Here is a 25444-nt window from a genome sequence, read left to right as displayed (position 1 = left end):
TCGCCAGCAAGCCGGCTCCTACAGATTTCGGCGCGCATTTCAGCCAGCCAAATCGCGAGCCAGCCGGGGAGTATCTCGGCAAATTCCAAAGCCGCGCCAACCAGGTGCTCGCCTTTGCGCGTGAGGATGCCGTAATCCTGCGTTATCGAAAAAGCTACGCGTTTTTTGACCTGTAGGAGCCGGCTTGCTGGCGATGGCGCCCGATAATTCGACACAGAAGGCACATTAGAGACCGCTATCGCCAGCAAGCCGGCTCCTACAGGTTTCGGCGCGCATTTCAGCCAGCCAAATCGCGAGCCAGCCGGGCGTTTTCCTTGAGTATCTCGGCAAATTCCAAAGCCGCGCCAACCAGGTGCTCGCCTTTGCGCGTGAGGATACCGTAGTCCTGCGGCACCAGATGCAACGGTGTATCAAGCGTCTTCAGCTGACCGCTCTCAAGCAGCGGATTGACCATGGCATTGGGCAGCATCCCGATCATCGGCCCGCGCCGCAAAACCTGAAGGAAGGTCTGCATGGAAATGGTATCGACCGTGTTCCTTGGCATCCTCACCCCCGCTTCGGCAAACGCCAGTTCCATGCGCCCGCGAATCGGCGTGCCGACCGGGTAGAGAATCCACGGCAGATCCACCAATTGCTGTAAAGAAGTCGGCCCAGCGTCAGCCAGTGGATGGCTACTGTTGACCACGATGCAAAACGGTTCCGGCGCCAAAGGCTGGAAGTCATACCGCTGCTGCTGGCTTTGCTCGGTGAAACGGGCGACCGCCAGATCAAGCTTTTTCTCTTCGAGCATTTCCATCAGGTGGTTGCTGGTTTGCTCCACCACCTCAATCGACAGCAAGGGCCAGCGTTGCTTGATCTGCAATATGGCCTCGGGCAAGGCCACCGCCGTGGCGGCGAAAATCCCGCCGACCTTGAGATGACCATGACCGCCCTCACGCAGGCTGCTGATCTGCTCGACGAACGAGCGGGCATCGTTCAGGGCGATCTGCGCATAGCGCAACACGTGCTCGCCCAGCGCCGTGGGCGGCATGCTCCGGGGTTGCCGTTCGAACAGCGCGAAGCCGAGCAGGCTTTCGATTTCCTTGAGCATCTTGCTGATGGCGGGTTGGCTTAGGTTCATCTGCTGCGCCGCCAGGTGCATGTTGCGCGTGCGCCCCAGGGTGTCGATCAGCAGCAAATGGCGGAATTTGAGCCAGCCACAGAAGCTGGAGAAGGACAGATCGGACATGGGCATTCCTTTGGGCGGCAATAACCAGACGTTATCGAATACTGAATATATCTCATTGGAGTTTATCGACTGCCCGCCCTAGCGTGAAGGCTTTACGAACCAGGAAGATTCGCCATGTCGCTACTGCTTACTCCCGAAAACACCCTGCCGGTCGACGGCGTAGCCGGTACCTTGATTGGCCGCGCCTGGGTTCCCGGCCAGATCGCCGGGCCTTCGCCCATCGTCCTGCGCGCTGACGGCGTGTTCGACCTGTCGGAGCGTTTCGCGACCTTGAGTGATTTGCTGGAAGCGGAAGCACCGCTGTCGGCCGTGCGCGAGACGCCCGGCACCTTCCTTTGCAGCATCGAAGCCCTGCTGGCCAACAGCGGTTCCAATTCTGATCCCGCCAAACCTTATCTGCTGCCGCCCTTGGACCTGCAAGTGATCAAGGCCGCTGGGGTGACCTTCGCCGCCAGCATGATCGAGCGCGTGATCGAGGAACAAGCCGGCGGTGACGCGGCCAAGGCCGAAGCCGTGCGCGCTACCGTGCAAGCCGTGATCGGTGACAACCTGCGCTCGATCGTTCCAGGCTCCGAACAAGCCATGCGCTTGAAAGCCTTGCTGATCGAACAAGGCATGTGGTCGCAATACCTCGAAGTCGGCATTGGCCCGGACGCAGAAATCTTCACCAAGGCACCGGTTCTGGCCGCCGTCGGTAGTGGAAGCCGCATTGGCATTCACCCCGGCTCGCAATGGAACAACCCGGAACCGGAAGTGGTGCTGGCCGTGAACAGTCGTGGCCAGATCCATGGCGCGACCCTGGGCAATGACGTCAACCTGCGGGATTTCGAAGGCCGCAGTGCGCTGTTGTTGAGCAAGGCCAAGGACAACAATGCGTCCTGCGCGATCGGGCCGTTCATTCGCCTGTTCGACGAGCACTTCAGCCTGGATGATGTGCGCGCTTGCGTGGTCGACCTGAAAGTCCTGGGCGAGGACGGTTACCGGATGCAGGGCTCCAGTTCCATGAGCCAGATCAGCCGTGATCCGCAAGACCTGGCCGGCCAGACGCTCAACGCCAATCACCAATACCCTGATGGTTTCCTGCTGTTTCTCGGTACTCTGTTCGCCCCCACCGAGGATCGCGATCATGCCGGCAGTGGTTTCACCCACAAATTGGGCGACCGGGTCAGCATCAGCAGCCCGTTGCTCGGCAGTCTGCACAACCAGGTAACCCACAGCTCTGAGGCCGCGCCCTGGACCTTTGGCGTCAGTGCCTTGCTGCGCAACCTGGCGTCCCGGGGACTGCTCGCCCGCTGAAGCCACGCCGGATTGTCGATTCATCCAATTACAAGAGAGACCCGACCATGAGTGACACCCCAAAGCGCCGCCTGCGCAGTGAGCAATGGTTCAACGACCCTGCCCACGCGGACATGACTGCCCTGTACGTCGAACGCTACATGAACTACGGGATGACCCGCGAAGAGCTGCAATCGGGCCGCCCGATCATCGGCATCGCCCAGACCGGCAGCGACCTGACCCCGTGCAACCGCCATCACCTGGAACTGGCGCAGCGGGTCAAGGCCGGCATTCGTGACGCCGGCGGCATTCCCATGGAGTTCCCTGTGCATCCGATCGCCGAACAGTCCCGTCGGCCGACGGCCGCGCTGGACCGCAACCTGGCGTACCTGGGGCTGGTGGAAATCCTCCACGGCTATCCACTGGACGGCGTCGTACTCACTACCGGTTGCGACAAAACCACCCCGGCCTGCCTGATGGCTGCCGCGACCACCGACCTGCCTTCCATTGTGCTGTCCGGCGGGCCGATGCTCGACGGCCACCACAAGGGTGAGCTAATCGGCTCCGGCACCGTGCTCTGGCATGCGCGCAATCTGATGGCCGCCGGTGAAATCGATTACGAAGGCTTCATGGAAATGACCACCGCGGCGTCGCCCTCCGTCGGTCACTGCAACACCATGGGCACCGCCCTGTCGATGAACGCCTTGGCCGAAGCGCTGGGCATGTCGCTGCCGGGTTGCGCGAGCATTCCGGCGCCCTATCGTGAGCGCGGGCAAATGGCCTACGCCACCGGCAAGCGTATTTGCGAACTGGTGATGCAGGATGTTCGACCCTCGCAAATCATGACCCGCGAGGCGTTCGAAAACGCTATCGCCGTCGCCTCGGCTTTGGGCGCATCGAGCAACTGCCCTCCTCACCTGATCGCCATCGCCCGGCACATGGGCGTCGAATTGAGCCTCGATGACTGGCAACGCATTGGTGAAGACGTACCGCTGCTGGTCAACTGCATGCCGGCGGGCAAGTACCTGGGCGAAGGCTTCCACCGCGCGGGCGGCGTGCCATCGGTCATGCATGAACTGCAAAAAGCCGGGCGCCTGCACGAAGACTGCGCCACGGTCAGCGGCAAGACCATCGGCGAAATCGTCAGCAGCAGCCTGACCAGCAACGCCGATGTGATTTATCCCTTCGAGACGCCGCTCAAACATCGCGCTGGTTTCATCGTGCTCAGCGGCAACTTCTTCGATAGCGCGATCATGAAAATGTCGGTGGTCGGTGAAGCGTTTCGCAAGACCTATCTGTCTGAACCCGGTGCGGAAAACAGCTTCGAAGCACGGGCCATCGTGTTCGAAGGGCCGGAGGACTATCACGCGCGCATCGACGACCCGTCGCTGGATATCGACGAGCGTTGCATCCTGGTGATTCGTGGCGCGGGCACCGTGGGCTACCCGGGCAGCGCGGAAGTGGTGAACATGGCGCCTCCGGCGGCGCTGATCAAGCAAGGCATCGATTCCCTGCCCTGCCTCGGCGACGGTCGCCAGAGCGGCACCTCCGCCAGCCCGTCGATCCTCAACATGTCGCCGGAAGCGGCCGTGGGGGGTGGTTTGGCGTTGCTTAAAACCAACGACCGTCTGCGCGTCGACCTCAACGCACGCTCGGTCAACCTGTTGGTGGATGAAGCCGAAATGGAGCGCCGCCGCGCCGAGTGGACACCGAATATCCCCGCCTCGCAAACCCCGTGGCAGGAGCTGTACCGGCAATTAGTGGGGCAGCTGTCCACTGGCGGCTGCCTGGAACCGGCCACCTTGCACATGCGGGTTATTGCGCGCAGTGGCGGTGAGCCGCGGCATTCGCACTGATGGTCGCTCACTACTCAGCAAGCGCTTGTCAGTACCGAGCACAGCAAGACTGATTTGAGCCGGGATTCAAATCCCGGCTCCTCTCAAGCCTCAAGGATCGACTTGCCCCATCAGTTCGGCCACCGACTCCTTGCGATTTGCATAGCGCTGAGCGAGGACCGCACAGACCATCAGCTGAATCTGATGGAACAGCATCAACGGCAGGATCAATACGCCGATGGTGCTGCCGGCGAACAGAACCTGAGCCATCGGCACGCCGGTGGCCAGGCTTTTCTTCGAACCGCAGAACAAAATGGTGATGCGGTCTTCCTGATTGAAGCCAAACGCTTTGCCCAACACCGTAGAAGCCACCAACACCAGCCCCAGCACCACACAGCAAGCGACCACCAGTCCGGCCAGATCCCGCAACGGAATCTGATGCCAGATGCCTTCGTTCACTGCTTCGCTGAAAGCCCCGTAGACCACCAACAGAATCGAGCCCTGATCCACAAACTTCAGCCAACTCTTGTTGCGCCCTACCCAAGCGCCGATCCAGCGCCGTGCGAGCTGCCCGGCAATGAATGGCAGCAACAGTTGCACGCTGATTTTCAATATCGCATCGACGGTCGAGCCGCCGTCGCCATGCACGTTCAGCAGCAACGTCACCAGCAGTGGCGTGAGAAAAATTCCGAACAGACTGGAGGCCGCCGCACTGCAAATCGCCGCTGGAATATTGCCGCGCGCCAGAGAGGTAAAGGCAATCGCCGACTGCACCGTCGCGGGCAGCGCGCAGAGGTAAAGCATGCCCATGTACAGATCGGCACCAATCATCGGTGACAACACAGGCTTGAGCGCCAGGCCGAGCAGCGGGAACAGCACAAAGGTCAGACTGAACACCAACAAATGCAGGCGCCAATGCCCGGCACCGGCGATGATCGACTCGCGCGACAGCTTGGCGCCATGCAGAAAAAACAGCAGGGCAATGGCGCTGTTGGTCAGCCAGCCAAAGCCCACCGCGACCTGACCACTGGCGGGCAGCAAACTGGCGAGAGCCACGACACCGATCAGGGTCAGGGTGAAGTTGTCGGGTAAAAAACGAGGGCGAGTCATCAGGATCATCCAGGATTGCCGGGAACGTGACGACGACTTTAACGCGGCGGGTGATTGCCGACTAACGCTAAAAAGCCAGTGGATGTCGGCTAAAGGACAGATAACGGCAGCCCTGTGGATTTATCGATCAATCATTTTGCAGAAGCCCTGCCCTGTTCAGTAATCCGCCGATTAGTCGATAATTGAAACACTACTTAAATATCGGCACGCCCAAATGGATCAGATTCTTTCTCTTCTCTCCGATACCCTTCCAAAAGCCCAGACCCTGGAGCAGCTGACGCGTCCCTTGCTGGCCCTGCTCAGCAAGGTAACCGGTATGGAGTCGACCTATCTGACGACCATTAATACCGACGAGGGGGTCCAGCGTGTCGAGTTCGCGCGCAACGTCGGTGACATGGTGATTCCTGAAGGGCTGGTCGTGCCGTGGACAGATACTCTGTGCAAGCGGGCGCTGGACGAGAATCGCATGTACTCGGATAACGTGGCCGAATGTTGGAGCGATTCGGAGGCCGCCGCGGCCCTGGGCATCAGGACTTACGTGAGCGCGCCAATCAGATCCCAGGATGGGCAAGTGCTGGGTACGGTATGCGCCGCCAGCTCGGATCGGGTGGCCCGCTCTCCTGAAGTGGAACCCTTGCTGATGCTGCTGTCAGGGTTGCTCGGATATTCCCTTGAACGTGGGCTGCTGGTTGAGCGACTCCAGGCTGCCAACGCCGAGTTGACCAAGCTGGCCCTGACCGATCCACTCACCGGCCTGTCCAACCGGCGCGCGATACTAAACGATGCCGCGCGCCTGTTCGCCCTGGCCCAGCGGGAGCACAAATACATACTCATGGGTGTCATCGATCTGGATGGGTTCAAGCTCATCAACGATACCCGCGGCCACCTGGCTGGAGACCAGCTACTGCGCAGCGTGGCCGCCCAATTGCAGCATGGCCTTAGAACCAGCGACATCATCGGGCGTACTGGCGGTGATGAGTTCATCGTGATCGCCTTGGGCACACCCTCCCAACACTTGGACCTGGCAGAAGACATGCGACATGCCGCCGAACTGCTTCAAGATCGCCTGTCCCAAGCGACGATTGGGCGATATGAGCTGGGCCACGATCTGGGTGATATCCAATATACCGGCGCGAGCGTCGGGGTGGTGGCAGTGATCCCGGGCAGCATGACTGTGGACGAGGCTACAAAGCTGGCAGACCGCGAGATGTATAAGGTGAAACAGCAACGAAATCGTCAACGGGTATAGGACAAGGTCAGCTGTGGGTCGAGTCGCGTCTCGTCGCAATGACTGAACACAGGTAGCAAAAGATCAGAAATCCGCTATTACGTAGTAATCGCCAATTCATTCATTGCAGATCGTCACAGGAACGCCCCACGATGCGAAATCCACTTCAGCACTCGAGAGTTCGTTTTGGTTTTTTACTGGGTGTTATCTCAGTGGGGCTGACCGCTTGCACCAGCGACGAGAGCATGACTGCACCTAAAGAAATTACTCGCCCTCCTATCGACGACAGCGAAACGTCTTCTGTGCGTGTCACTACGAGTTGGCTGCAACACTCATTTAGCCAAACCGGCTGTATGGAGCACGCAAGAGCGGCTCTTACAAAAGCGAGGTATTTTGTAGAAACGGGAGACAGGTCAGTCTATGGGTTGCGTGAAGGTATGACTTTTTCGATTCGCTGCGACTACGAAGGTGTTGCTTTTTTCGCAGTGGCTTATCGCAACAGGCCGAGTACGCAAACCCAGGATCGGATCCTGAATCAAATCACCAGGCTATTTTAAGGACTTCAGGCGAGCGGTTTAGCGGCTCGCTCGCGAATTTTCCACTGCTATGCTGATAGCATCTGTTTCTAACCCAGAGACGAGTAGCATGGCAACACAAGGCAACCATTCCCCGTTCATGCTCAAGGCCATGGCCTGCTCGGCAGGAATTTTCCTTGTCGCCGGGGCTGCTATAAATCTACTCGACACGTACCTTGACCTGACGTTGTTGGAAGATGCAACGGGCTGGCTGCTAAGTCTTTGGGATTGGCTTTTGCTGGAATCGCCAGTGCCGAATTGGTCGCTACTGATGATTATCGCGATTTTAATCAGCACTCTGTCTGTAGCGATTTACTACGCACGCATGACTGATGGAGCTAACGGCGAGTTGCACGAAATAGAACGAAAAGTTTACAAAAAGAACAACCCTCACTTTCCACAGCTGACAGATAACCAGACGCTATTGATGGAAGCTTTGGCCTATCATGCGAACTTCAGAAAAGTGGCTAACTTAAACTCAATTTGCAAGCTTGTCTCACTCAGCACGTTAGAAGTCGAAGCCGGCCTAAAACAACTCCAAGCCAAACGGCTGGTGAGGCAAAAAGTGACAAGGGGTACCTTCGGCGCCACGATTTTTGAACTGACCCTGGCAGGAAAGGACTATGCGTTAGAGCGACTTGAGCTAACGTAGTATAAAAAGCCTGAAGGTACTTTCCTGATTAACATAGCTCCCCCTCCGGGCGACATGTTTCACCTTTTCAGAACAACCAGTGGACGTGACCACATCAGTAGGCACGCCATGCCTTCTTGGGTCGGAAGGAAAGCAGCGCAGCGCTGGTTTTTTCGCTTGCAGCTGCAATTCCTTTATTCAATTCCTGCGCCGGTCTAGACACTCACGGCGCAAGGCAAGGTTATTGATCTCCATGCAACTGACCGAGTGATCGTCATCGTAATCCTTGTTTTTGGCCTTGGCCTTGGCTTTGCCGCAATTGCCATTGTCATTGCAATTGCCTTTGCCTTTCTGATCGTTGTTGTTTTTTAAGCAGTTTCTGACGTCACTTGCACTGCCCGCATCGTCACAATCCGAACCGGCAAAGGACACCGTTGGCACTGCCAGGGATAACAGGAATGTGCACACCGCGGCGGTTACGATTCGCATAATCAAACTCCCGAGTAGATAACTTATTACCCTGCAGCTACTGCCTTGAGCCGCTCGGACTGACTATAGCAGGCCCCGCAAAAGCGGCTCGTCAGAAGCCCGTTTTGAATCGCCCTGCCCGCTCGCTCGCCCGCAGCCATATCGGATTACAGCAGGTGTGGCTTGAACATGCTGTTGGCGATCATTGGCGCGGGCACCTCATCCTCGTGCTGCTGGCAGAGGAATTCGCGAATCGCTTCGGCGGTTCGCCTGGCGCTGGTCACCACGAAAAAATGCCCCTCGCCCTGCAAGACGTGCAGTTCGGCACGTCGAATGGTGCGGCGCAGGATGTGCGCGTTGTACAGCCGCACCAGGGTGTCGCGGTCGCCAGTGAGGATCAGCGTGCGCTGGCGCAGCCGGAACAGACGCAGCAGGCTGGTCCAGCCGACCAAGGCGGTGAGCTGGTGGTAATAGGTTCGCGGATTGGCCGTGAGCATGCCGTTCACCACACCGAAGCGCAGCAGCGTCTGTATCGAATGGCGCGAGCCTTCTTGCTTTCGCAATTTGGCGTTTTTGCTCCTGCAAAAAAAGTCCAGGATGTCCGCGGGCTTCACCAGCATCGCCGGGCCGGCCGAGGTCGCCGCGAGGATCAGCCGGCGCACCATGCTCGGGTAACGCAGGGCAAATTCTTGCGCCAATGCTCCGCCCCAACTCACGCCGAACACATCGACCTGGTCAATTCCCAATTGCTTGAGCATCTCGGCGATCAGGTCGGCATGGCGCGGCAGGCGCATCGGCCAGCGGGGCACTTGCGATTTGCCGACCCCGGGCACGTCCAGTGTAATGGTCCTGTAATCCTCCAATTCATTGCGCAGGGGATCGAAGGTACGGATCAAACCACCCAGGCCGTTGAGCAACAGCAGCGGTGAGCCTTGACCGCGGATTGAAACGTTCAACTGCAAGTCTTTAACGGTTAATTTTTGCGTTGTCATGGTTTCCCCCTTGGTCTGCCCCCAGCTAAGACAACGTCTGGCGTGCAGATGATCCCTCTCACACCCGGCTGCGCAGCCACTGCAGGAAACCTTTTTTCTCGATGGCCTTTGGCTCTTCCTGAGTCATCGTATGGGCGATCTGCAAGCGGAAATCCAGCAACGCCTTCATCGCTTGGCACATCTCGTGGCGAGCCTCCATGCACGGATGGAGATAATCCCGTTCGATCCGGTAAAGATTGCAAAAAGTCAGCGCGGCGAACTCCGCCGGCAGCGCCGTTCCCGAGACGATCCCGCCTTCGCCGATGACCTCCCCCGGCCCCATGCGCCCGGCTTCGAATTTGACGTCAGCACGGAACAAGGCCACCGTCACCACGCCGGACTCAATGATGTACAACTCCGAGCTGACCTGCCCGCCCGCCAGAATGATTTCGCCGGGATTGAAGGATTGCAGGGTCATGTTCTGGCTGACGTGGTCCTTGTCTTCCTCACTCAAGTTACCCGAGAAAATGCTGGTGTGGTCCAGCAAGGCCCTGGCTCGCGACAGCCGCGCGGGCGCACTCTGTTCGATGGTCGATATCCAGCTGACACCGGCTGCCAGCAAATGCCGGTACGCCAGATCGTACATCTGATTGCGCACCGTGCGCTTCTGATCCATCGACACCACGAAGCCGCTGACTTCGTACTCCACGCCATTGCTGCCGGTACTTTTGATTGTCACCTTGGGTGCCGGTTTGGTCAGCAGAATGCGGCAGCCCTGGGCTGCACGCTCAAGGGCATCGAACACCTTGTTCGGGCGTACCTGCGGGCTGATCAACAAACTGATCGAAACGCCGAACATGTCGCTGGGCCGACTGAAGTTGGTGATCTTGGCTTTGGCCGCCATCGAATTGGGAATCACGATCATGCTGCCTTGGGAGGTTTGCAGGAACGTGGCGCGCCAATCGATATCGGTCACCCGGCCTTCGGTGCCGTCAATGGCGATCCAGTCATCGATTTGATAGGGCTTGGTGGTGTTCAGGACGATTCCGGAAAATACGTCGCTGAGTGTGCTTTGCAGGGCCAGACCGACGATGATCGCCAAGGCGCCGGACGTCGCCAGAACGCCCTTGACCGGAAGGTTGAGCACATAAGCCAGCGCGGCGATCACCGCGACCAGGAAAATCACCGCGCCGAGCAAGTCCTGGAGTAACCGGCCGGCGTGCCCAACCCGATACATCATCACGGAGCCGATCATCACCGTGAGCGTACGCGCGCCGAACAGCCACCAGATGATCTGCAGCACCGTGTGCGCAAATTGCAGCGGCGCATAATCGATCAAGGGCGCCGGCTCCCATGGGCTCAAGCCTTCGTGGAACAACAGCACGCTGTACAACGAAAAAATGACCAGGCGCGCGAGCACTTTCCAGTTGTACCGGTGGGAACCGACCACGCGCCACATCACCATATCGATCAGGATCAAGGCCAGGCCCCATATCAATGGACGTTCAGAGAACAAGGACAGCATCAAGCACCTCCAGCGCAGTTCAATGACCGGAAGATCGCCTTTATTCGGCGCACCACCGCAGCGCCCACCGGGAGCGACGCCGAATTCAAGCCTGTTGACGCAAAAGTATGGCTGCCAATCGGCAAACCGATAGGTCCCGCCAATCGGGAAGTTTCATGCCCGGGTGGCGATGCGCTTTTGCGATGCACCTTGTTGTTCCTGTGCGATGCCCGATCAAAGGTCGTGGATTGTCATGAATTGAAAAAGCATTGTCGCCAAATGAAATGTTTGCCGTCCCCCCGTCTATTAACTTCTCAAAATCTGCGCGGCGAGCCCTGCCTTCCTGCGGCTGGCTCAGCCGCCACAATGTCCGTCCGCTTGCCCGCAGCCATACAACTTCCGGGCGCCCGTTTTGGGTGTCCTATCGGGTGTCACAATGAACAAGAAAAATAAAGACCTCTCCCAGCAAGCTGCCATGCACACGTTGAGCCTGAATCCGGTGTTCAGTCCTCGACGGCGCGACCTGCTCGGCACCGCCCGCATGGTCCTGCAACAAGTGTTGAAGCAACCCGTGCATAGCGCTCGGCATATGGTTGCATTCGGCATTGAGCTGAAAAATGTTCTACTCGACCGCTCGCAGCTCAAGCCAGCGGCGGGAGACAAGCGTTTTGACGAACATACCTGGCAGCGCAACCCGCTATACCGTCGCTACATGAAGACTTACTTGGCCTGGTGCCAGGAAATGAACGACTGGATCAGCACCAGCAACCTCAGCGAACAGGACGCTCAGCGTGGTCAGTTCGTCATTAGCCTGCTGACCGAGGCGATGGCACCGACCAACACTTTGGCCAACCCGTTAGCACTCAAGCGCTTGCTTGAAACCGGCGGCAAGAGCGTTCTGGATGGCCTCTCGCAGTTGACCCGGGACCTGATTGAAAACGGCGGCATGCCCAGTCAGGTGGACAAGACGGCTTTCGAGGTGGGCCACAATCTGGGCATCACCGAAGGTGCGGTGGTGTTTCGCAATGAGGTGCTGGAGTTGATCCAGTACAAGCCCCGTACCGAGCAGGTACAGGCGCGTCCGTTGTTGGTGGTGCCGCCACAGATCAACAAGTTCTACCTGTTTGATCTGACGCCGGAGAAGAGCCTGATCCGTTTTCTCCTCGACAGCGGTATCCAGACCTTCGCTATCAGCTGGCGCAATCCGGGCAAGGCACAGCGTGAATGGGGTCTGTCCAGCTACGTAGAAGCGCTGAAGGAAGCGATCGACGCGGTTCTTGCGATCACCCGCAGCCCTGACCTGAACACCTTCGGAGCCTGTTCCGGGGGCTGCACCCTGTCCTCGCTGTTGGGCCACTACGCTGCCCTGGACGAGAAGAAGGTCAATGCCTTTACCCTGGCGGTCAGTATGTTGGACATACGCCCCGACACCCAGGTCAGTCTATTCGCCGATGAGAAGTCTCTAGAGGCCGCCAAGCGCCGCTCCTATCAGTCTGGCGTGCTGAAGGGTCGCGAACTGGCCAAAGTCTTCGCCTGGATGCGCCCCAATGACTTGATCTGGAACTACTGGATCAACAACTACCTGCTCGGTAACGAGCCGCCGGCATTCGATGTCCTCTACTGGAACAACGACACCACCAACCTGCCCGCCACGCTGCATGGCGAATTCATTGACATGTACCAGACCAATCCGCTCGCCCGCGCCGGTGCCATGGAGGTTTGCGGCACACCGATAGACCTCGGTCAGGTCACCAGTGACTTCTACTGCATCGCCGGCCGAACCGACCACATCACGCCGTGGGACGCCTGTTACCGCTCCATGCAACTGTTCGGCGGTCAGGGCGAGTTCGTGGTGTCCAACAGCGGGCATGTCCAGAGCATCCTCAACCCGCCAGGCAACCCCAAGGCGCGCTTCATGACCGGAAGCGATTTGCCCGTCGAGGCTCAGGAATGGATGCAGGCTGCCAATGAACAGGCAGGCTCCTGGTGGCCCCACTGGTTGGCCTGGTTGCAGGCACGCTCGGGCGATCACAAAAAGGCTCCGGCTAAACTGGGCAACAAGGCCTATGCCGCTGCTGAGGCTGCGCCGGGTACCTACGTGCACTTGCGCTGAACCTGCAATGATCGGATGGGCGCCTGCACCGGGCGCTCCATCCATTCCCGGTTTTCAGCCCAATGACAGCAGGACGTCGTCCCCCCTTGCCGCGCCCCCTTCATGCTCACGCCTGATCAACCGCCTCGACCACTCCCTGATCCTCCCCCAGAAACCCACCGCTTTGATGCTGCCACAGCCGCGCATAGATGCCGTTCTTCCCAAGCAATTCGCTGTGAGTGCCCTGTTCGATGATGCGTCCATCATCCATGACGATGAGCCGGTCCATGGCGGCAATCGTGGACAGCCGGTGGGCGATGGCGATCACGGTCTTGCCGTGCATCATTTCATCAAGGCTTTCCTGAATGGCCACTTCCACTTCCGAGTCCAGTGCGCTGGTGGCCTCGTCAAGCAACAGGATCGGTGCATTCTTGAGCATCACCCGGGCAATCGCGACGCGTTGGCGCTGGCCGCCTGACAGCTTGATACCGCGCTCACCCACAAGGGTGTCGTAGCCGGTGTGGCCTTGCCGGTCGCTCAGTTGGCTGATGAACCCATCGGCCTGGGCATTGGCCGCGGCGCTGCGGATTTGCGCGTCGGTTGCGTCCGGACGCCCGTAGGCGATGTTGTCGCGAATAGAACGGTGCAGCAGCGAGGTATCCTGCGTGACCATGCCGATGGCGCTGCGCAGGCTGTCTTGAGTCACCTTTGCGATGTTTTGGCCGTCGATGCGAATCTCCCCGCTGTCGACGTCATAGAAACGCAGCAGCAAGTTGATCAGCGTGGATTTGCCCGCGCCGGAGCGCCCTACCAGGCCGATTTTTTCGCCCGGGCGAATGTTCAGGCTCAGGCCATCGAGCACCTGACGTTCGCCACCGTAGTTAAAGCTCACATTGTCGAAGGTCACCGCCCCGCCGGAGGTCACCAGGACGCCCGCGTTCGGCGCATCCTGCACCTTCGGGCCGCGGGTCAGGGTGGCCATGCCATCCTGCACGGTGCCGATGCTCTCGAACAGCGAGGTCATCTGCCACATGATCCAGTTCGACATGCCATTGATACGCAACGCCATGGCGGTGATGGCCGCCACGGCACCCGCGCCGACCTGACCCTGGTACCATAGCCACAGGGCATAGCCACCCGCTGCCATGATCAACCCCACCACCAATGCCTGGTTGACGATCTCGAACTGGCTGACCAGGCGCATCTGGCGAAAACCGGTTTGCTTGAAGTCCTCCATCGCCGCGCGCGCGAAGTGCGCTTCACGATTGGAGTGGGAGAACAGCTTCACCGTCGTGATATTGGTGTAGGCGTCCGAGATACGCCCGGTCATCATGGATCGTGCATTGGCCTGTTCCTGCCCGACTTTCCCCAGACGGGGCACGAAGTACCACATGGCCAGACCGAACAAGACAGCCCAGGCAATGAAAGGCAGCATCAGTTTCAGAGCGAAGCCGCCGGCCAGTGCGATGATCGCAATGAAATACACGCCGATCCCGGGCACGATCTCGATCAGGGTGAACAGCACGTCGCGCACCGCCAGCGCCGTCTGCATCACCTTGGTAGTGACTCGGCCGGAAAATTCATCGGAGAAAAACGAAAGGCTTTGCCGCAGCATCAGGCGATGGAAGTCCCAGCGCAGCCGCAATGGCAAGTTAATCGCCAGTATCTGGTGCTGCACCATGGTGCGCAACGCCACCAGGCCGATACTGGTCACCATGACGATGCCCATGCCCCACAACACGCGACTTTCCTGCGCAGCCGCTTCACCGCCTGCCTGCCAGGTCGAGAGCAAGTCCACAACCTGTCCGAGGAAGGAAAACAGCCAGGCTTCGTAAATCGACACACCAGCACCGAGCAGCGCCAGCGCTAGGATGTAACCGCGGGCACCCCGCGTACAGGCCCAAAGAAAGCGAGCCAGGCCGTCGGGTGGCGGTGGTACCTCGTCAGGGGGAAAGGGGTCGAGCCTTCGTTCAAACGCACGAAGCATGGTGTTCTCCAAAACGATCAAGTTGCGCAGATTCTGCCATTGAACGGTGGCTTTGAGGGTTTTGCGAAGCTGGGGTCAGGTAAGAGGCCCCCGGACCCTTGCTTCAAGGGAGCCATCAAATGGTCTGTCGAGCTGACGGCATTGCACACCCGAAGAACACGCTAGGCTCTACTGCGGTGATGACAACACCGCTTTCCAACACAGGAGCGCAACGCATGTACGCAATCATCTTTTTGACGTTCGCTGGCATGGCTCTGTGCACTGGTCAGGCTATGGCGGACACGCTAAAGATCAGTGTGATCGGCGCAGGAAACGTCGGCGGTACGCTTGGCACGCTATGGGTGAAGGCCGGACATTCGGTGATGTTTTCGTCACGCCACCCCGAGGCGCTTACGGAACTGGTGAGGGCTGCCGGCCCCAACGCTCAGGCGGGCTCGGTAAGCGATGCAGCGGCATGGGGTGATGTGATCGTGCTGAGTGTTCCCTACGGTGCAATGCCGGCACTGTCCGAACAACTGAAGGGCAAACTGGCCGGCAAAGTGGTGTTCAGCACCAGCAATCCGTTCAGCGGTCGTGACGGCGACGTAGGGCGCAAGGCGCTGGATCTGGGAGTCGCCTTGGCGGACCAGCAATATTTGCCTGGGGTGCACCTGGTGCGAGCGTTTAACGCCATAGGGTACGCATCAATGAAAGACCAATCCGGCAAAAACAAGGCGATTCCCACTTTCGCCGACGACACCCAGGCCCGAGAGCTGGGTGCCCGTTTGGTGCGAGATGCCGGATTTGTGCCGGTGCTTATCCCGCTGGCGCGCGCCAATGAAGGTTTGCCGGGCGGCCCGCTCAGCGGCGTGTTGAGCGAGGCCGAACTCAAGCGCAGATTGGGCCTTTAACAAGTTCTGCCTTGTCGCCACTGGATTCAAAACAAAGCCACGGGTTCGCTAGAGGGTATAAGAAATTCCAACCTGTACCGTTCTCGGCGCCCCTGGATAGGCGTAAACGTTGCCGAACGCCCCTTCCTCGTAGTCTTCGTCAGTCAGGTTTTTCACGTCCAGATTGAGCCTGATCTTGTCGTTTACCTTGTAATAGCCAAGCAGGTCGACAACCGTGTAGCTCCCCATTGAAAACGCGGTATTGGCGGTCTGCCCTGCACGCTCATCAACGTACTTGAGCCCTGTACCGAGCCCGAGCCCCTTGAGCGCACCGTCCTGGAATTCGTAGACATTGAGCAGGCTGAAACTGTTCTGCGGAATGTTCATCAAGCGGGTGCCGGACTTGATCACGTTGTCCTTGGTCACTTCGGCATCGACATACGCGTAGCCGCCAATCACCCGCCATTGCGGGGTCAGGTTGCCGGCGACATTCAGGTCGAAACCACGGCTGCGTACTTCGCCTGCCGCCACGCTGAAGGTCGAGTCCACAGGATCGGTGGTGAGTACATTGCGCTTCTCAATCTGGTAGATCGCCGCGTCGACGCTCAACTGACTGTCCAGTGCTTCCCACTTGATACCCAGCTCATACGATTTGCCCTTTTCCGGGTCAAAACCACCGCCTTGCCGGCTGGCACCCGTATTGGGCTTGAACGAGCGAGCCGTATCGGCGTAGATCGCCACGCTGTCGGTGAGGTCATAGGTCACCCCTATGCGCGGGGTCACGGCATTGTCGCTGGCATCCCAGCTTCTACCGCCCGGTACGAAGGTTTCGTACTCATGCTCGAAGCGCTCGAAACGAGCCCCGGCGAGGACTCTCAAACGTTCGGTCAATGCCACCTGATCCTGGACGAAAGCGGCGTAGGTCTTGAGGTTTTCCTTGTCATTGGTCGGGGTTCGGGTCAAGACCGGACGAGGCTGGCCATACACCGGATCGAAGATATCAATCGGATAGGCACTCACCGCGCCACTGGAACGCTGAATGATCGACTTGTAGTCGTAATCCTCGTACTCGACTCCGGTCAGCAAGGTGTGATCGAAACCGCCAGCGGTGAAATGCCCGGTGAGGTTGAGCTGAGTGTCCTTGTCCGTCCACTCCAGCTTGCGATAGTTGAAGTTGCGGCCCAGGGTGCGTCCGTCGGCCGCGACACCATTGGCCTCAACGGCATTACCTTCAAGGGTGCCGTCGAGCCACTGGAAACCACCGCCCAAGGTCCAGTTATCGCTCAGCAGGTGTTCGAAACGCAACTGCGCCATGTTGTTGTCGTTGTGCAATTTACCGACGTCTTTTTCACCAAAGAACGTGTCACGCGACGCAGTGCCAATCTGATTCGGATAGCGCGTCAGGCCACGATCCAGCGGGTGATTATTACGCATGAAATCGCCCTCGAAGATCACCTTGGTGTCATCGTTGGCCTGCCAGGAAATAACCGGAGTCACGCCATAGCGTTCGGTTTCAACATGATCGCGGAAGGTATCACCGCCCTCTCCCACCACGTTCAGGCGATAGGCCAGGCGACCTTCTTCATCCAGCGGGCCGGAGGCGTCCAGCGTGCCACGCTTCATCCCCTGGTCATCGAGCTGGCTACCCAGCGTGACCGTGGGCACGGCCAAAGGTTGTTTGGAAATGACGTTGAATGTGCCCCCTGGATCACCTCGTCCATAGAGCATGGTCGCCGGCCCTCGCAGCACTTCGAGCCGCTCGATGGTGTTCGCATCAGGCATGTTCGGATAACCACGGTTGATCGGAAATCCGTTGCGATAGAACTCGCCGGTGGTAAATCCACGCACTGTGAAAGTGGTCAGGCCCTGGCCACCGAAATTGTTCGCCCGCCCCACCCCACCGGCGTAGTCGAGTGCGTCCTGCAACCGGGTAGCACTGATGTCCTCCACGACATCCTTGGGCACTACAGTGATGGATTGTGGTGTTTCGTGGATCGACGTGTCGGTTCGCGTTGCACTGGCCGAACGCGTCGCACGATATCCATCCACCGGCCCCAACGCCGTTTCAAAGTCAGCGGTGCCCACGATGTCGGTCGCTTGCAGCTCCAGACTGGATTTATCGGTTGTCACTTGCTCCGCCCAGGAAGAAGCGGAAAACGCCTGAAGCACACAGACAGAAACCAAAGTACGACGCATCGAGGAAACCTTGTGAAAATAGCCAAATGGGACGGCATTCGTGCCAATAAATCGCGGCGCATGGTAAACCACGCCATTGGCTTTTGATACCTATTCGCATTTGTATTTTCTGGACAGTGCCGCGGTTCAACACGTCGTGCTTCGCAGGTTTTCTCAGACTTGGCAGGACGGAGCAATCACCTTTGCATACACCGACCGATCAACATTCCCCCCGGACAGGATCACCCCTACGCTTTTTTCCGCCATCGATTCACGCTCCTGGATAAGTGCCGCCAGGGCCGCCGCACCCGCCCCTTCAGCCAGATTGTGGGTATCGGTGTAATACACGCGCATGGCCTCGGCAATTTCCTCCTCGCTGACCGATACGATTCGAGCCGCAGCCGACCCGTAGATGGCAAAGGCCTCGGGAATCGGTTTGCGCACGGCAAGGCCATCCGCGAAAGTATTCGCTGTGGCGGTTTCGAGGATTTCTCCCGCTTCAAACGACAACTTGGCGGCCGCAGCCTCAGTGGAAACCACGCCCACCACACGGGTTTTCAAACCCAACGCATCGCGAGCGGCGATCACTGCGCAAATCCCCGAGCCACAGCCAATCGGCACGTACACGGTATCCAGATCCGGTGCGGCCATGAACAGTTCCAGCGCGTAAGTGGCCACGCCTTTGACCAGTTCGACATGGAATGGCGGCACCAGATAGAGATCATGCACCTGCGCCAGGCGCGCGGCCTCTTCACGGGCTTCATCAAAATCACGGCCGTACTCGACCACTTCACCGCCAAAGCCGCGCATGGCTTTGTTTTTTTCTACCGAGTTACCTTCCGGTACGACGATCAATGCCCTTAAACCCAGCGCGGCGGCTGCCAGCGCCAGGCTCTGACCATGGTTGCCGCGGGTGGCGGTGACAATGCCCTTGGCGTCCGGGTGCTCGCGTTTGAGCCAGTGCATGAAGGTGATGCCACCACGCACTTTGAAAGCACCGGTCGGTGTATGGTTTTCGTGCTTGACCCACACCGTGCAACCCAGCCGCTCAGCCAGTAAAGGCCAGGCGTACTGGGCGGTGGCAGGCATTACCTGGTACACGTGGCGGGCCGCTTGTTCGATATCTTCGCGCGTCAGTGGGTGCATGAGTCGTCTCCTGGTTTTGGCCCAGTCTAGACATACACTCACCCCACCGGCTTTCAAAAAACTGACCTGACTGTCTCGCCCCCTCGATGGAAAATGACAGCTAAGCTTCCTTCTGTATTCGGGCTTATTGAGCGGACCGCGTTCTGCTTTGTCAGACCATCACAACAGTCTCGGAGGGGAGCCAGTGAAACGCCTCGTCATACTCATCGCGATCTCTTTCCTTACCACTGCTTGTCAGAGCAATGACGGCATCACCCGACTTGACAACTGTGCCTGCTATAAATCGAATGAGGCAAAGCATTTGCAGGCCTCCCAAATAGCCTGGAAAGACCCCGAAAAGTTGCAGGAACAATTCTCCCACTGCGTTTGCCGAGCCTTGATTGACCTGAAGCAAGCCGATGATCCCGGTAAATTTTTCACGCCCGGAACCGAGATTAAATGAAACGTGGGGCGTACACGCCGAAGCCTGATCGCTTTCGGCCAGAAGCAGGCGTAGGTCACTCACGCCTGCCACGGCCTCGACGCCTTATTGTGGCAACGAGATCATCAGGACAGTTGCTCCAGTAATTCCAGAGCCTGATCGAAATCGAAGCACTCGGCTTGCTGGACAACCCGATGTAACTGCTCCACTGCCCGCGGGCCTGACGCCAGCTCCTGCAGTTTGTGCAAGGCTGTCAATGCCTGGCCGTCACTCTCGGCCAACAGATAACGGACGTGATCCAGTTGAGCATGCCATTCGCTGTTCAGAGGCGGTGCATCTGATGAATCGACGGTCAATGTCGGTTCGGTCAGTACCGCCAATCCTTCAAGCACCGTTGTCAGGCAGCGCTCAACTTCTGCCAATCGATCGGCCAGGTCCTGCTCCGAGACTTCGCTCAGACACCCCTGTTCCAAGGCGCTGGCTGCATTCGCGACACCCAGGGCGCCGATGTTGCCCGCCGTACCGCGCAAGGTATGAGCCGCTCTGACTGCCGCCGAAGAATCGCCTTGACCGCGTGCCGCCAGGAACTCGGTACAAAAGGCCTGCTGGCTGGATTGAAACTTGCGCAGCAGGCGCAGGTAGAGTTCGACCTTGCCCATGCAGGTGCCCAGGCCTGCGTTCAAATCTATACCGGGAAGGCTGGCCGGCAGGCCCGGCGCAGTCACGGGGATGATTGGCGAAACTTCCGCCGAAGGCGCGCCACGACCAGGTCGCGGGTGTATCCATTTGGCCAACGTGGCGAACATGTCTTCGACGTTCAAAGGCTTGGAAATGTGATCGTTCATGCCGCAGCCAAGCGCCCGTTCGCGGTCCCCCGCCATGGCGTCGGCCGTCATGGCGATCACCGGCAAATTAGCCCAACGTGACTGCTCGCGAATTCTGCGGGTAGCGGTATAACCGTCCATCACCGGCATCTGACAGTCCATCAACACACCATCGATGTCCGCGTCACGCGCCAGTTGCTCAAGCGCCTCTGCACCATGGACGGCCAGGCACAACTCAATCCCGGCGCTCTCCAGCAGTTCACACGCCAACTCCCGGTTCAGTTCGTTATCTTCCACCAGCAACAGTCGTGCGCCACGCAGGCTGGCCATGGCACTGGCACTCTGGCCCAATCGCTCGCTGGCCCGGGCATCCGTTTGAGGGGACTTGCCGAGTACGGCGCCAAGCGCTTCAAGCAAGGTAGACGGCGTTACCGGCTTGGTCAGCACCAACGGCAATTGAATGCCATGTCGACTGGCCTCTTCGTGCGCCTCCTCGCGACCGAACGCGGTGACCATGATCACCGACGGTGTTTGCGCCAGTTTGGCGGCGTGCATCTGTCGCACCGTCTCCACCCCGTCCATACCCGGCATGCGCCAATCCATCAGCACCAGGTCATAAGGCAGCGCCCTGGATTCGGCCTCCACCAGCATGGCCAATGCGCCTCGACCACTTTGCGCGACGTCGACTTCCACGCCAAAACTGCGCGCCATGCAGGACAGAATCTCCCGCGCACTGGCGTTGTCGTCGACCACCAGGACACGGCAGCCCGCCAGTTCGTCGGCCGTCACCATGCGCCGTAAATGAACGTCATGCTGCACGCCCAGGCTCACTTCAAAATGGAAAGTCGACCCGTAGCCCGGCTCGCTCTCCACCCAAATGTCCCCGCCCATCAATTCCACCAGATGCCGGGAGATGGCCAGGCCCAAGCCGGTGCCGCCGTATTTGCGGGTAGTGGAGCTATCCGCCTGACTGAACGGCTGAAACAACCGCGAACATTGCTCGGCGCTCATGCCGATTCCGCTGTCACGCACCCAGAAATGCAGTTGGGCGTTCTCTCCTGCGGTACCGCGCATCTCTACACCCAGCACAATCTCGCCCTGCTCGGTGAACTTCGTCGCATTGTTTCCCAGGTTGATCAGCACCTGACCCAGACGCAACGGGTCGCCGATCAATGCGGTCGGCAATTCGGCAGCCGTGCTGAACAGCAGTTCCAGGCCTTTGTCCTCGGCTTTCAGGCCGATCATGCTGGAAAAACCGTCGAGCACGTCCTCAAGGCGAAAAGGAATGTGCTCGAGGTTCATCTTGCCGGCCTCGATCCTCGAGAAGTCGAGGATATCGTTGATGATCCCCAGCAGGTTTTCAGCCGAGCGATGGACCTTTTCGATGTAGTTGCGCTGGCGATGGTTGAGCTCGGTTCGCAATGCCAAATGGCTCATGCCAATGATGGCGTTCATCGGCGTGCGGATCTCGTGGCTCATGGTGGCCAGGAAGTCGCTCTTGGCCCGGGTCGCCTCTTCTGCAGCCTCCCGTGCGCGCTGCACCTCGGCTTCGGCGAGCTTGCGATCAGTGATATCGAAGTACCAATTGGCAGCCATGCCCCGCTCGCCCAGCGTCATCGTGATGGCCGACACCAGGACGTCGAAACGATCGCCGTCAGCACGCTGCATGCAAGCCTCGAAGTTCAGCACCTCACCTTGCGACTCCGCTGCGAGGAAGCGTTGATGAGCCTGCGGGTCGACCCAGAACTGTGCCGGGTCGGTACGTTCGAGGTCAGCGAGGCGGGTCCCGAACAAACTGTCGAACTGCGGGTTGCAGTAGGTCGGACGGCCATCGCCATCCCGGATCACCATGGCCACCGGACTGCTGTCGAGGACTGCACGCAATTGCGCTTCATTGGCCTTCAACGCCGCCTGCAACTGTCGGCGCTCACTCACATCACGCACCGACGCGCACACGCATATTTCGCCGCCTTCCAGACTCGGCAAGCGTGACAGGCTGATCTCCGCCGAGAACAGGCTGCCGTCCTTGCGCACGCCTTGCAGGTCGTCCAGATTGGCGCCCATCTGTCGCGTGTCGCCGTGGGCAAGGAATCCATTGCGCAGCGCCACGTGGCGACCCCGACTCGCCGACGGCACCAGGCGTTCGATCGGTTCGCCGAGCAGTTCTCCGGCGGCATAACCAAACAGCTGATCCAGTTGGCGATTGGTCCGCAGGATGTGCCCCTCGGCATCCACCACCAACATGCCGTCCGGCGCCGCTTCGATAATCCCGCGATACCAGGCCTCGGTCGCGCGCAACGCCGACTGCTGGGTTTCGAGTGCCTGGGCTTGTTCCTCCAATTGCAGCGCCTGTTCCGCCACTTCATTGGCCTGGCGACGGGTCTCTGCCAAGAGCGTCTTGACCGCTTCATTACGCTCCATGATCGCCATCGCGGCCGCCAGACGCGGGGTGGCTTCATGCAACAGCAGCAATTCACGCTCGTTCAGTGGCTCCAGTCCGGCCAGCTCGAGTACCCCAAGCAACCGTTCACCATGCACGATGGGTTGCAGCAGCAGGCAATTGGCCGGAATCTCGCCCAGCGGCGAATGCAAACGCCAGAAATTCTCCGGTAGCGCGTGAAATTGCCTTGGTTGGCGATCCACCGCGCACTGCCCCAGCAGGCCATCGCCGAACATGACTTGTGCCTCAGGTGGTCGCTCGGCATCGGTGGCATAGCGGCCCATCAGCAGCAGTTTGGCGGACTCCTCGTGTGCGCTGTAAAGCACCCCTTGGCAGATTCCGTGCAGGCTTGCCATGTGCTGCAGGAACACGTGGGCCAGTTCGTCTGGTGTATCGGCCTGCTGCAAATCGACCTGCAATTGCGCGGTATGCGCCTTGATCCAGCGCTGGCGCTCCAGTTGCTGGGACTCGGTCTGCAACTTGGCGATGGCGCGTGCCAGATCACCCGTTTCGTTGTTCAGGTCGGTGTGAGGAATCGGCTGATCGAGCTGCCCGGCGGCCAAATGATCCACCGCCACCCGCACCCGGTTGAGCGGATTGCGGATCGACTGGCTGGCCAGCCAGGACAGCAGCAACGCCAGCGTCAAACCGCCGAACAACAGCACGTAAGTCAGCAAGGTGCTGTGTTCGGCGAAGTCGGCAATATCCTTGGCCGTGTCGCGAATCGAGGCGCTCTTGATCTGGGCGATCGTGCTCAAGAGCGCATCGGCCTGCTGATCGAGTTGCTGAAACTCGCTGCTATTGAGCAGCAACATCGCCTGCCCCTGTCGGCCTTGATCAATCAGTTGAAAAGCCTGATCGCTATCACCCTGCAACTTTTGCAGCAGCACATCCAACTCGGCGAGACGCGCCAGATTCTCCGGGCGCCTGAGGGTCACTTTGGCTTGAGCCAGAGCCCGCTGTAAGCGATCCTGGGTCTCACGCAGGCGCTGCAGGGACTCGACACGGAATTGCGCGCTGTTGGTTCCCACCGCCCGTTGCAGGGCTTGCACCATATGAGGCAGTTGCACCCGCGCCTCATACAGGTGCTCCATGCCGACCAGTTCCTGGAGATAGAGGTTCTGCATGTCCTGCTTCAGCGATTGCTGAGTGCGCAGGCTTTGCACGCCGAGTACCAGTACCAACAGCAGCAGCGCGGCGAATCCCAGGATCAGTTTGTGCAGCAGCGAGAGACGCTCAAGCAGGGTGCGTAATCGGGCCATGACCTATCCTTGTGAACCTGATGAATACACGGTTAAAACGGGCTCGCAGCCCTGGCTCAGGTAGCTTGTCCAACACGTTCCAGGGCCGCCAGCTTGCCGGCCATGTCCTGATCGGTATCGGCAAAACGCTCGGCAATGGCCTGGAACTGATCAACGCAGACCAGGAAGGCATCACAGATGTCCGGGTCGAAGTGCGTACCGCGCCCCTGACGAATAATCTCGACAGCCTGTTCGTGGGGCATCCCCGCTTTGTAGACCCGCCGGCTGATCAGTGCGTCATAGACGTCAGCCACCGCCATCAACCGGGCACTGATGGGGATGTCGTCAGCCGCCAGCCCCTGCGGATACCCGCTGCCGTCCCATTTTTCCTGGTGGCTGTAGGCAATCTCCTTGGCCAGGCTGAGGAAATCGGCGCGAATGCCAAGCGCATCCTCGGCATGCTGGATGGCATCGCGGCCCAGCGTGGTATGCGTCTTCATGATCTCGAACTCCTCCTCGGTGAATCGCCCAGGCTTTAGGAGGATATGGTCGGGAATGCCGATTTTGCCGATGTCGTGCAGCGGTGCCGACTTGAACAGCAACTGGATGGTCTCTTCGCTGAGAAAGTGACTGAATCGGGGATGGTCACGCAGATGCTCGGCCAGCACCTTGATGTAATGCTGGGTTCGCCGGATATGGTTGCCCGTTTCGTTATCGCGGGTCTCCGCCAGTGAAGCCATGGCCTGGATCGCCACGTCCTGGATCGCCGTCACCTCGCGAGTGCGACGCGCCACTTCCTGCTCGAGATAGTCGTTGTGATCGCGCAGGAAGTCCGCCGCCGCCTTGAGCTTGAGCTGGGTATCCACCCGCGCCAGAACCAGAGCCGGCCTGATAGGTTTGGTGATGTAGTCGACAGCACCCAGTTCCAGGCCATGGATCTCGTCTTCAGTACCGGCCATGGCCGTCAGAAAGATGATTGGAATGTCGCGCGTACGCGGGTCGCGCTTGAGTTGAATCGCCACTTCATGGCCGGACAGTCCGGGCATCATGACATCAAGCAAAATCAGGTCCGGTAACGTGCCGCCCTGTAGTAATCGCAAAGCCTTCTCACCGCTATTGGCGACCTTGACCCGGTAGTGATCCTTGAGCAGATCATTCATCAGCAGCAGGTTATCGGGTGTGTCATCCACCACCAGCAGGGTGGGCGGACTGTAATGACTCTGTTCGGTATTCATCGCGGGCGGCTCCCTTGCCAGACACTGACGACCCAAGGCGACATTTCCACCCTAGCGTGCGCTAGATTAGCTGTACGACGTCAAACTGCCAAACAACCTTTGGGGTCAGGCACAAGCACAAGTGACAAGACAGCCCAACGGCTCTGCACAGAAAAACCCACACCATCCTTGCGTTCAGAAAACTGACCT

At 59.1% G+C, this 25444-nt stretch carries 17 protein-coding genes; 6 read left to right on the top strand and 11 right to left on the bottom strand.

Annotated elements, in window-relative coordinates; genetic code table 11:
* Nucleotides 1-277 precede the first annotated feature (277 nt).
* The gene (locus tag NL64_RS23555) at nt 278-1228 is read right to left on the bottom strand and encodes a LysR family transcriptional regulator (RefSeq protein ID WP_034150465.1); all 951 of its coding nucleotides are present in this window, start codon (nt 1226-1228) and stop codon (nt 278-280) included.
* 114 nt (nt 1229-1342) lie between these two features.
* Here NL64_RS23555 and NL64_RS23550 point away from each other — a divergent pair, with 114 nt between their 5' ends.
* Nucleotides 1343-2524: a fumarylacetoacetate hydrolase family protein gene (locus tag NL64_RS23550; RefSeq protein WP_034150464.1), complete on the top strand. Its 1182-nt coding sequence runs from the start codon at nt 1343-1345 to the stop codon at nt 2522-2524.
* Nucleotides 2525-2571: 47 nt separating this feature from the next.
* Nucleotides 2572-4359 (top strand): IlvD/Edd family dehydratase, encoded by a 1788-nt coding sequence (locus NL64_RS23545; RefSeq protein ID WP_034150463.1) that lies wholly within the window; start codon nt 2572-2574, stop codon nt 4357-4359.
* Between the two features lie 90 nt (nt 4360-4449).
* Here the strand turns inward: NL64_RS23545 and NL64_RS23540 are convergent, their stop codons facing one another.
* Nucleotides 4450-5448 (bottom strand): bile acid:sodium symporter family protein, encoded by a 999-nt coding sequence (locus NL64_RS23540; RefSeq protein ID WP_034150462.1) that lies wholly within the window; start codon nt 5446-5448, stop codon nt 4450-4452.
* A gap of 214 nt (nt 5449-5662) precedes the next feature.
* On the opposite strand from NL64_RS23540, the gene NL64_RS23535 reads away from it, so the two are divergent.
* A complete protein-coding gene (locus NL64_RS23535) occupies nt 5663-6697 on the top strand; it encodes a sensor domain-containing diguanylate cyclase (protein WP_034150461.1) in 1035 nt (344 codons plus the stop codon).
* A gap of 624 nt (nt 6698-7321) precedes the next feature.
* Nucleotides 7322-7903 (top strand): hypothetical protein, encoded by a 582-nt coding sequence (locus tag NL64_RS23530; protein WP_034150460.1) that lies wholly within the window; start codon nt 7322-7324, stop codon nt 7901-7903.
* A gap of 177 nt (nt 7904-8080) precedes the next feature.
* Here NL64_RS23530 and NL64_RS23525 read toward each other — a convergent pair whose 3' ends face one another.
* The 3 genes from NL64_RS23525 to NL64_RS23515 form a co-directional block, all read right to left on the bottom strand.
* On the bottom strand, nt 8081-8371 hold the full coding sequence (locus NL64_RS23525; protein WP_034150459.1) for a hypothetical protein: 291 nt from the start codon (nt 8369-8371) through the stop codon (nt 8081-8083).
* A 146-nt stretch (nt 8372-8517) separates the two neighbouring features.
* Entirely contained in the window at nt 8518-9342 is an 825-nt protein-coding gene (locus NL64_RS23520) for an alpha/beta fold hydrolase (RefSeq protein ID WP_034150458.1), read from the bottom strand.
* A 58-nt stretch (nt 9343-9400) separates the two neighbouring features.
* Entirely contained in the window at nt 9401-10846 is a 1446-nt protein-coding gene (locus NL64_RS23515; protein WP_034150457.1) for a mechanosensitive ion channel family protein, read from the bottom strand.
* Nucleotides 10847-11261: 415 nt separating this feature from the next.
* Between NL64_RS23515 and phaC the strand changes: the two genes are divergently transcribed.
* Entirely contained in the window at nt 11262-12938 is a 1677-nt protein-coding gene (gene phaC / locus NL64_RS23510; RefSeq protein ID WP_034150456.1) for a class II poly(R)-hydroxyalkanoic acid synthase, read from the top strand.
* Between the two features lie 106 nt (nt 12939-13044).
* Here the strand turns inward: phaC and NL64_RS23505 are convergent, their stop codons facing one another.
* Entirely contained in the window at nt 13045-14904 is a 1860-nt protein-coding gene (locus tag NL64_RS23505; RefSeq protein WP_034150455.1) for an ABC transporter ATP-binding protein, read from the bottom strand.
* Between the two features lie 215 nt (nt 14905-15119).
* Between NL64_RS23505 and NL64_RS23500 the strand changes: the two genes are divergently transcribed.
* Nucleotides 15120-15794: an NADPH-dependent F420 reductase gene (locus NL64_RS23500; RefSeq protein WP_034150454.1), complete on the top strand. Its 675-nt coding sequence runs from the start codon at nt 15120-15122 to the stop codon at nt 15792-15794.
* A 48-nt stretch (nt 15795-15842) separates the two neighbouring features.
* Here the strand turns inward: NL64_RS23500 and NL64_RS23495 are convergent, their stop codons facing one another.
* The 5 genes from NL64_RS23495 to NL64_RS23475 all read right to left on the bottom strand — a co-directional run bounded on the left by NL64_RS23495 (nt 15843) and on the right by NL64_RS23475 (nt 25255).
* Entirely contained in the window at nt 15843-17969 is a 2127-nt protein-coding gene (locus NL64_RS23495) for a TonB-dependent siderophore receptor (protein ID WP_034150453.1), read from the bottom strand.
* Nucleotides 17970-18122: 153 nt separating this feature from the next.
* On the bottom strand, nt 18123-19094 hold the full coding sequence (locus NL64_RS23490) for a threonine dehydratase (protein ID WP_034150452.1): 972 nt from the start codon (nt 19092-19094) through the stop codon (nt 18123-18125).
* 151 nt (nt 19095-19245) lie between these two features.
* Nucleotides 19246-19608, bottom strand: a complete 363-nt coding sequence (locus NL64_RS30210; RefSeq protein WP_034150451.1) for a hypothetical protein — start codon at nt 19606-19608, stop codon at nt 19246-19248.
* A gap of 32 nt (nt 19609-19640) precedes the next feature.
* Nucleotides 19641-24041, bottom strand: a complete 4401-nt coding sequence (locus NL64_RS23480; RefSeq protein ID WP_034150450.1) for a response regulator — start codon at nt 24039-24041, stop codon at nt 19641-19643.
* Between the two features lie 56 nt (nt 24042-24097).
* On the bottom strand, nt 24098-25255 hold the full coding sequence (locus NL64_RS23475; RefSeq protein WP_034150449.1) for a response regulator: 1158 nt from the start codon (nt 25253-25255) through the stop codon (nt 24098-24100).
* Nucleotides 25256-25444: the final 189 nt, after the last annotated feature.

Origin of the sequence: Pseudomonas fluorescens, assembly GCF_000802965.1 — a bacterium.
GTDB lineage: Bacteria > Pseudomonadota > Gammaproteobacteria > Pseudomonadales > Pseudomonadaceae > Aquipseudomonas > Aquipseudomonas fluorescens_A.
This window is presented reverse-complemented; position numbering and strand designations above follow the sequence as displayed.

What these genes read in the sequence shown, in the direction of transcription:
- NL64_RS23525 (WP_034150459.1), bottom strand. Translation starts at nt 8,371, where the DNA reads ATGCGAATCGTAACCGCCGCGGTGTGCACATTCCTGTTATCCCTGGCA.
- NL64_RS23550 (WP_034150464.1), top strand. Translation starts at nt 1,343, where the DNA reads ATGTCGCTACTGCTTACTCCCGAAAACACCCTGCCGGTCGACGGCGTA.
- NL64_RS23500 (WP_034150454.1), top strand. Translation starts at nt 15,120, where the DNA reads ATGTACGCAATCATCTTTTTGACGTTCGCTGGCATGGCTCTGTGCACT.
- NL64_RS23515 (WP_034150457.1), bottom strand. Translation starts at nt 10,846, where the DNA reads ATGCTGTCCTTGTTCTCTGAACGTCCATTGATATGGGGCCTGGCCTTG.
- NL64_RS23535 (WP_034150461.1), top strand. Translation starts at nt 5,663, where the DNA reads ATGGATCAGATTCTTTCTCTTCTCTCCGATACCCTTCCAAAAGCCCAG.
- NL64_RS23540 (WP_034150462.1), bottom strand. Translation starts at nt 5,448, where the DNA reads ATGACTCGCCCTCGTTTTTTACCCGACAACTTCACCCTGACCCTGATC.
- NL64_RS23520 (WP_034150458.1), bottom strand. Translation starts at nt 9,342, where the DNA reads ATGACAACGCAAAAATTAACCGTTAAAGACTTGCAGTTGAACGTTTCA.
- NL64_RS23530 (WP_034150460.1), top strand. Translation starts at nt 7,322, where the DNA reads ATGGCAACACAAGGCAACCATTCCCCGTTCATGCTCAAGGCCATGGCC.
- NL64_RS23480 (WP_034150450.1), bottom strand. Translation starts at nt 24,041, where the DNA reads ATGGCCCGATTACGCACCCTGCTTGAGCGTCTCTCGCTGCTGCACAAA.
- NL64_RS23505 (WP_034150455.1), bottom strand. Translation starts at nt 14,904, where the DNA reads ATGCTTCGTGCGTTTGAACGAAGGCTCGACCCCTTTCCCCCTGACGAG.
- phaC (WP_034150456.1), top strand. Translation starts at nt 11,262, where the DNA reads ATGAACAAGAAAAATAAAGACCTCTCCCAGCAAGCTGCCATGCACACG.
- NL64_RS23490 (WP_034150452.1), bottom strand. Translation starts at nt 19,094, where the DNA reads ATGCACCCACTGACGCGCGAAGATATCGAACAAGCGGCCCGCCACGTG.
- NL64_RS23475 (WP_034150449.1), bottom strand. Translation starts at nt 25,255, where the DNA reads ATGAATACCGAACAGAGTCATTACAGTCCGCCCACCCTGCTGGTGGTG.
- NL64_RS23555 (WP_034150465.1), bottom strand. Translation starts at nt 1,228, where the DNA reads ATGTCCGATCTGTCCTTCTCCAGCTTCTGTGGCTGGCTCAAATTCCGC.
- NL64_RS23495 (WP_034150453.1), bottom strand. Translation starts at nt 17,969, where the DNA reads ATGCGTCGTACTTTGGTTTCTGTCTGTGTGCTTCAGGCGTTTTCCGCT.
- NL64_RS23545 (WP_034150463.1), top strand. Translation starts at nt 2,572, where the DNA reads ATGAGTGACACCCCAAAGCGCCGCCTGCGCAGTGAGCAATGGTTCAAC.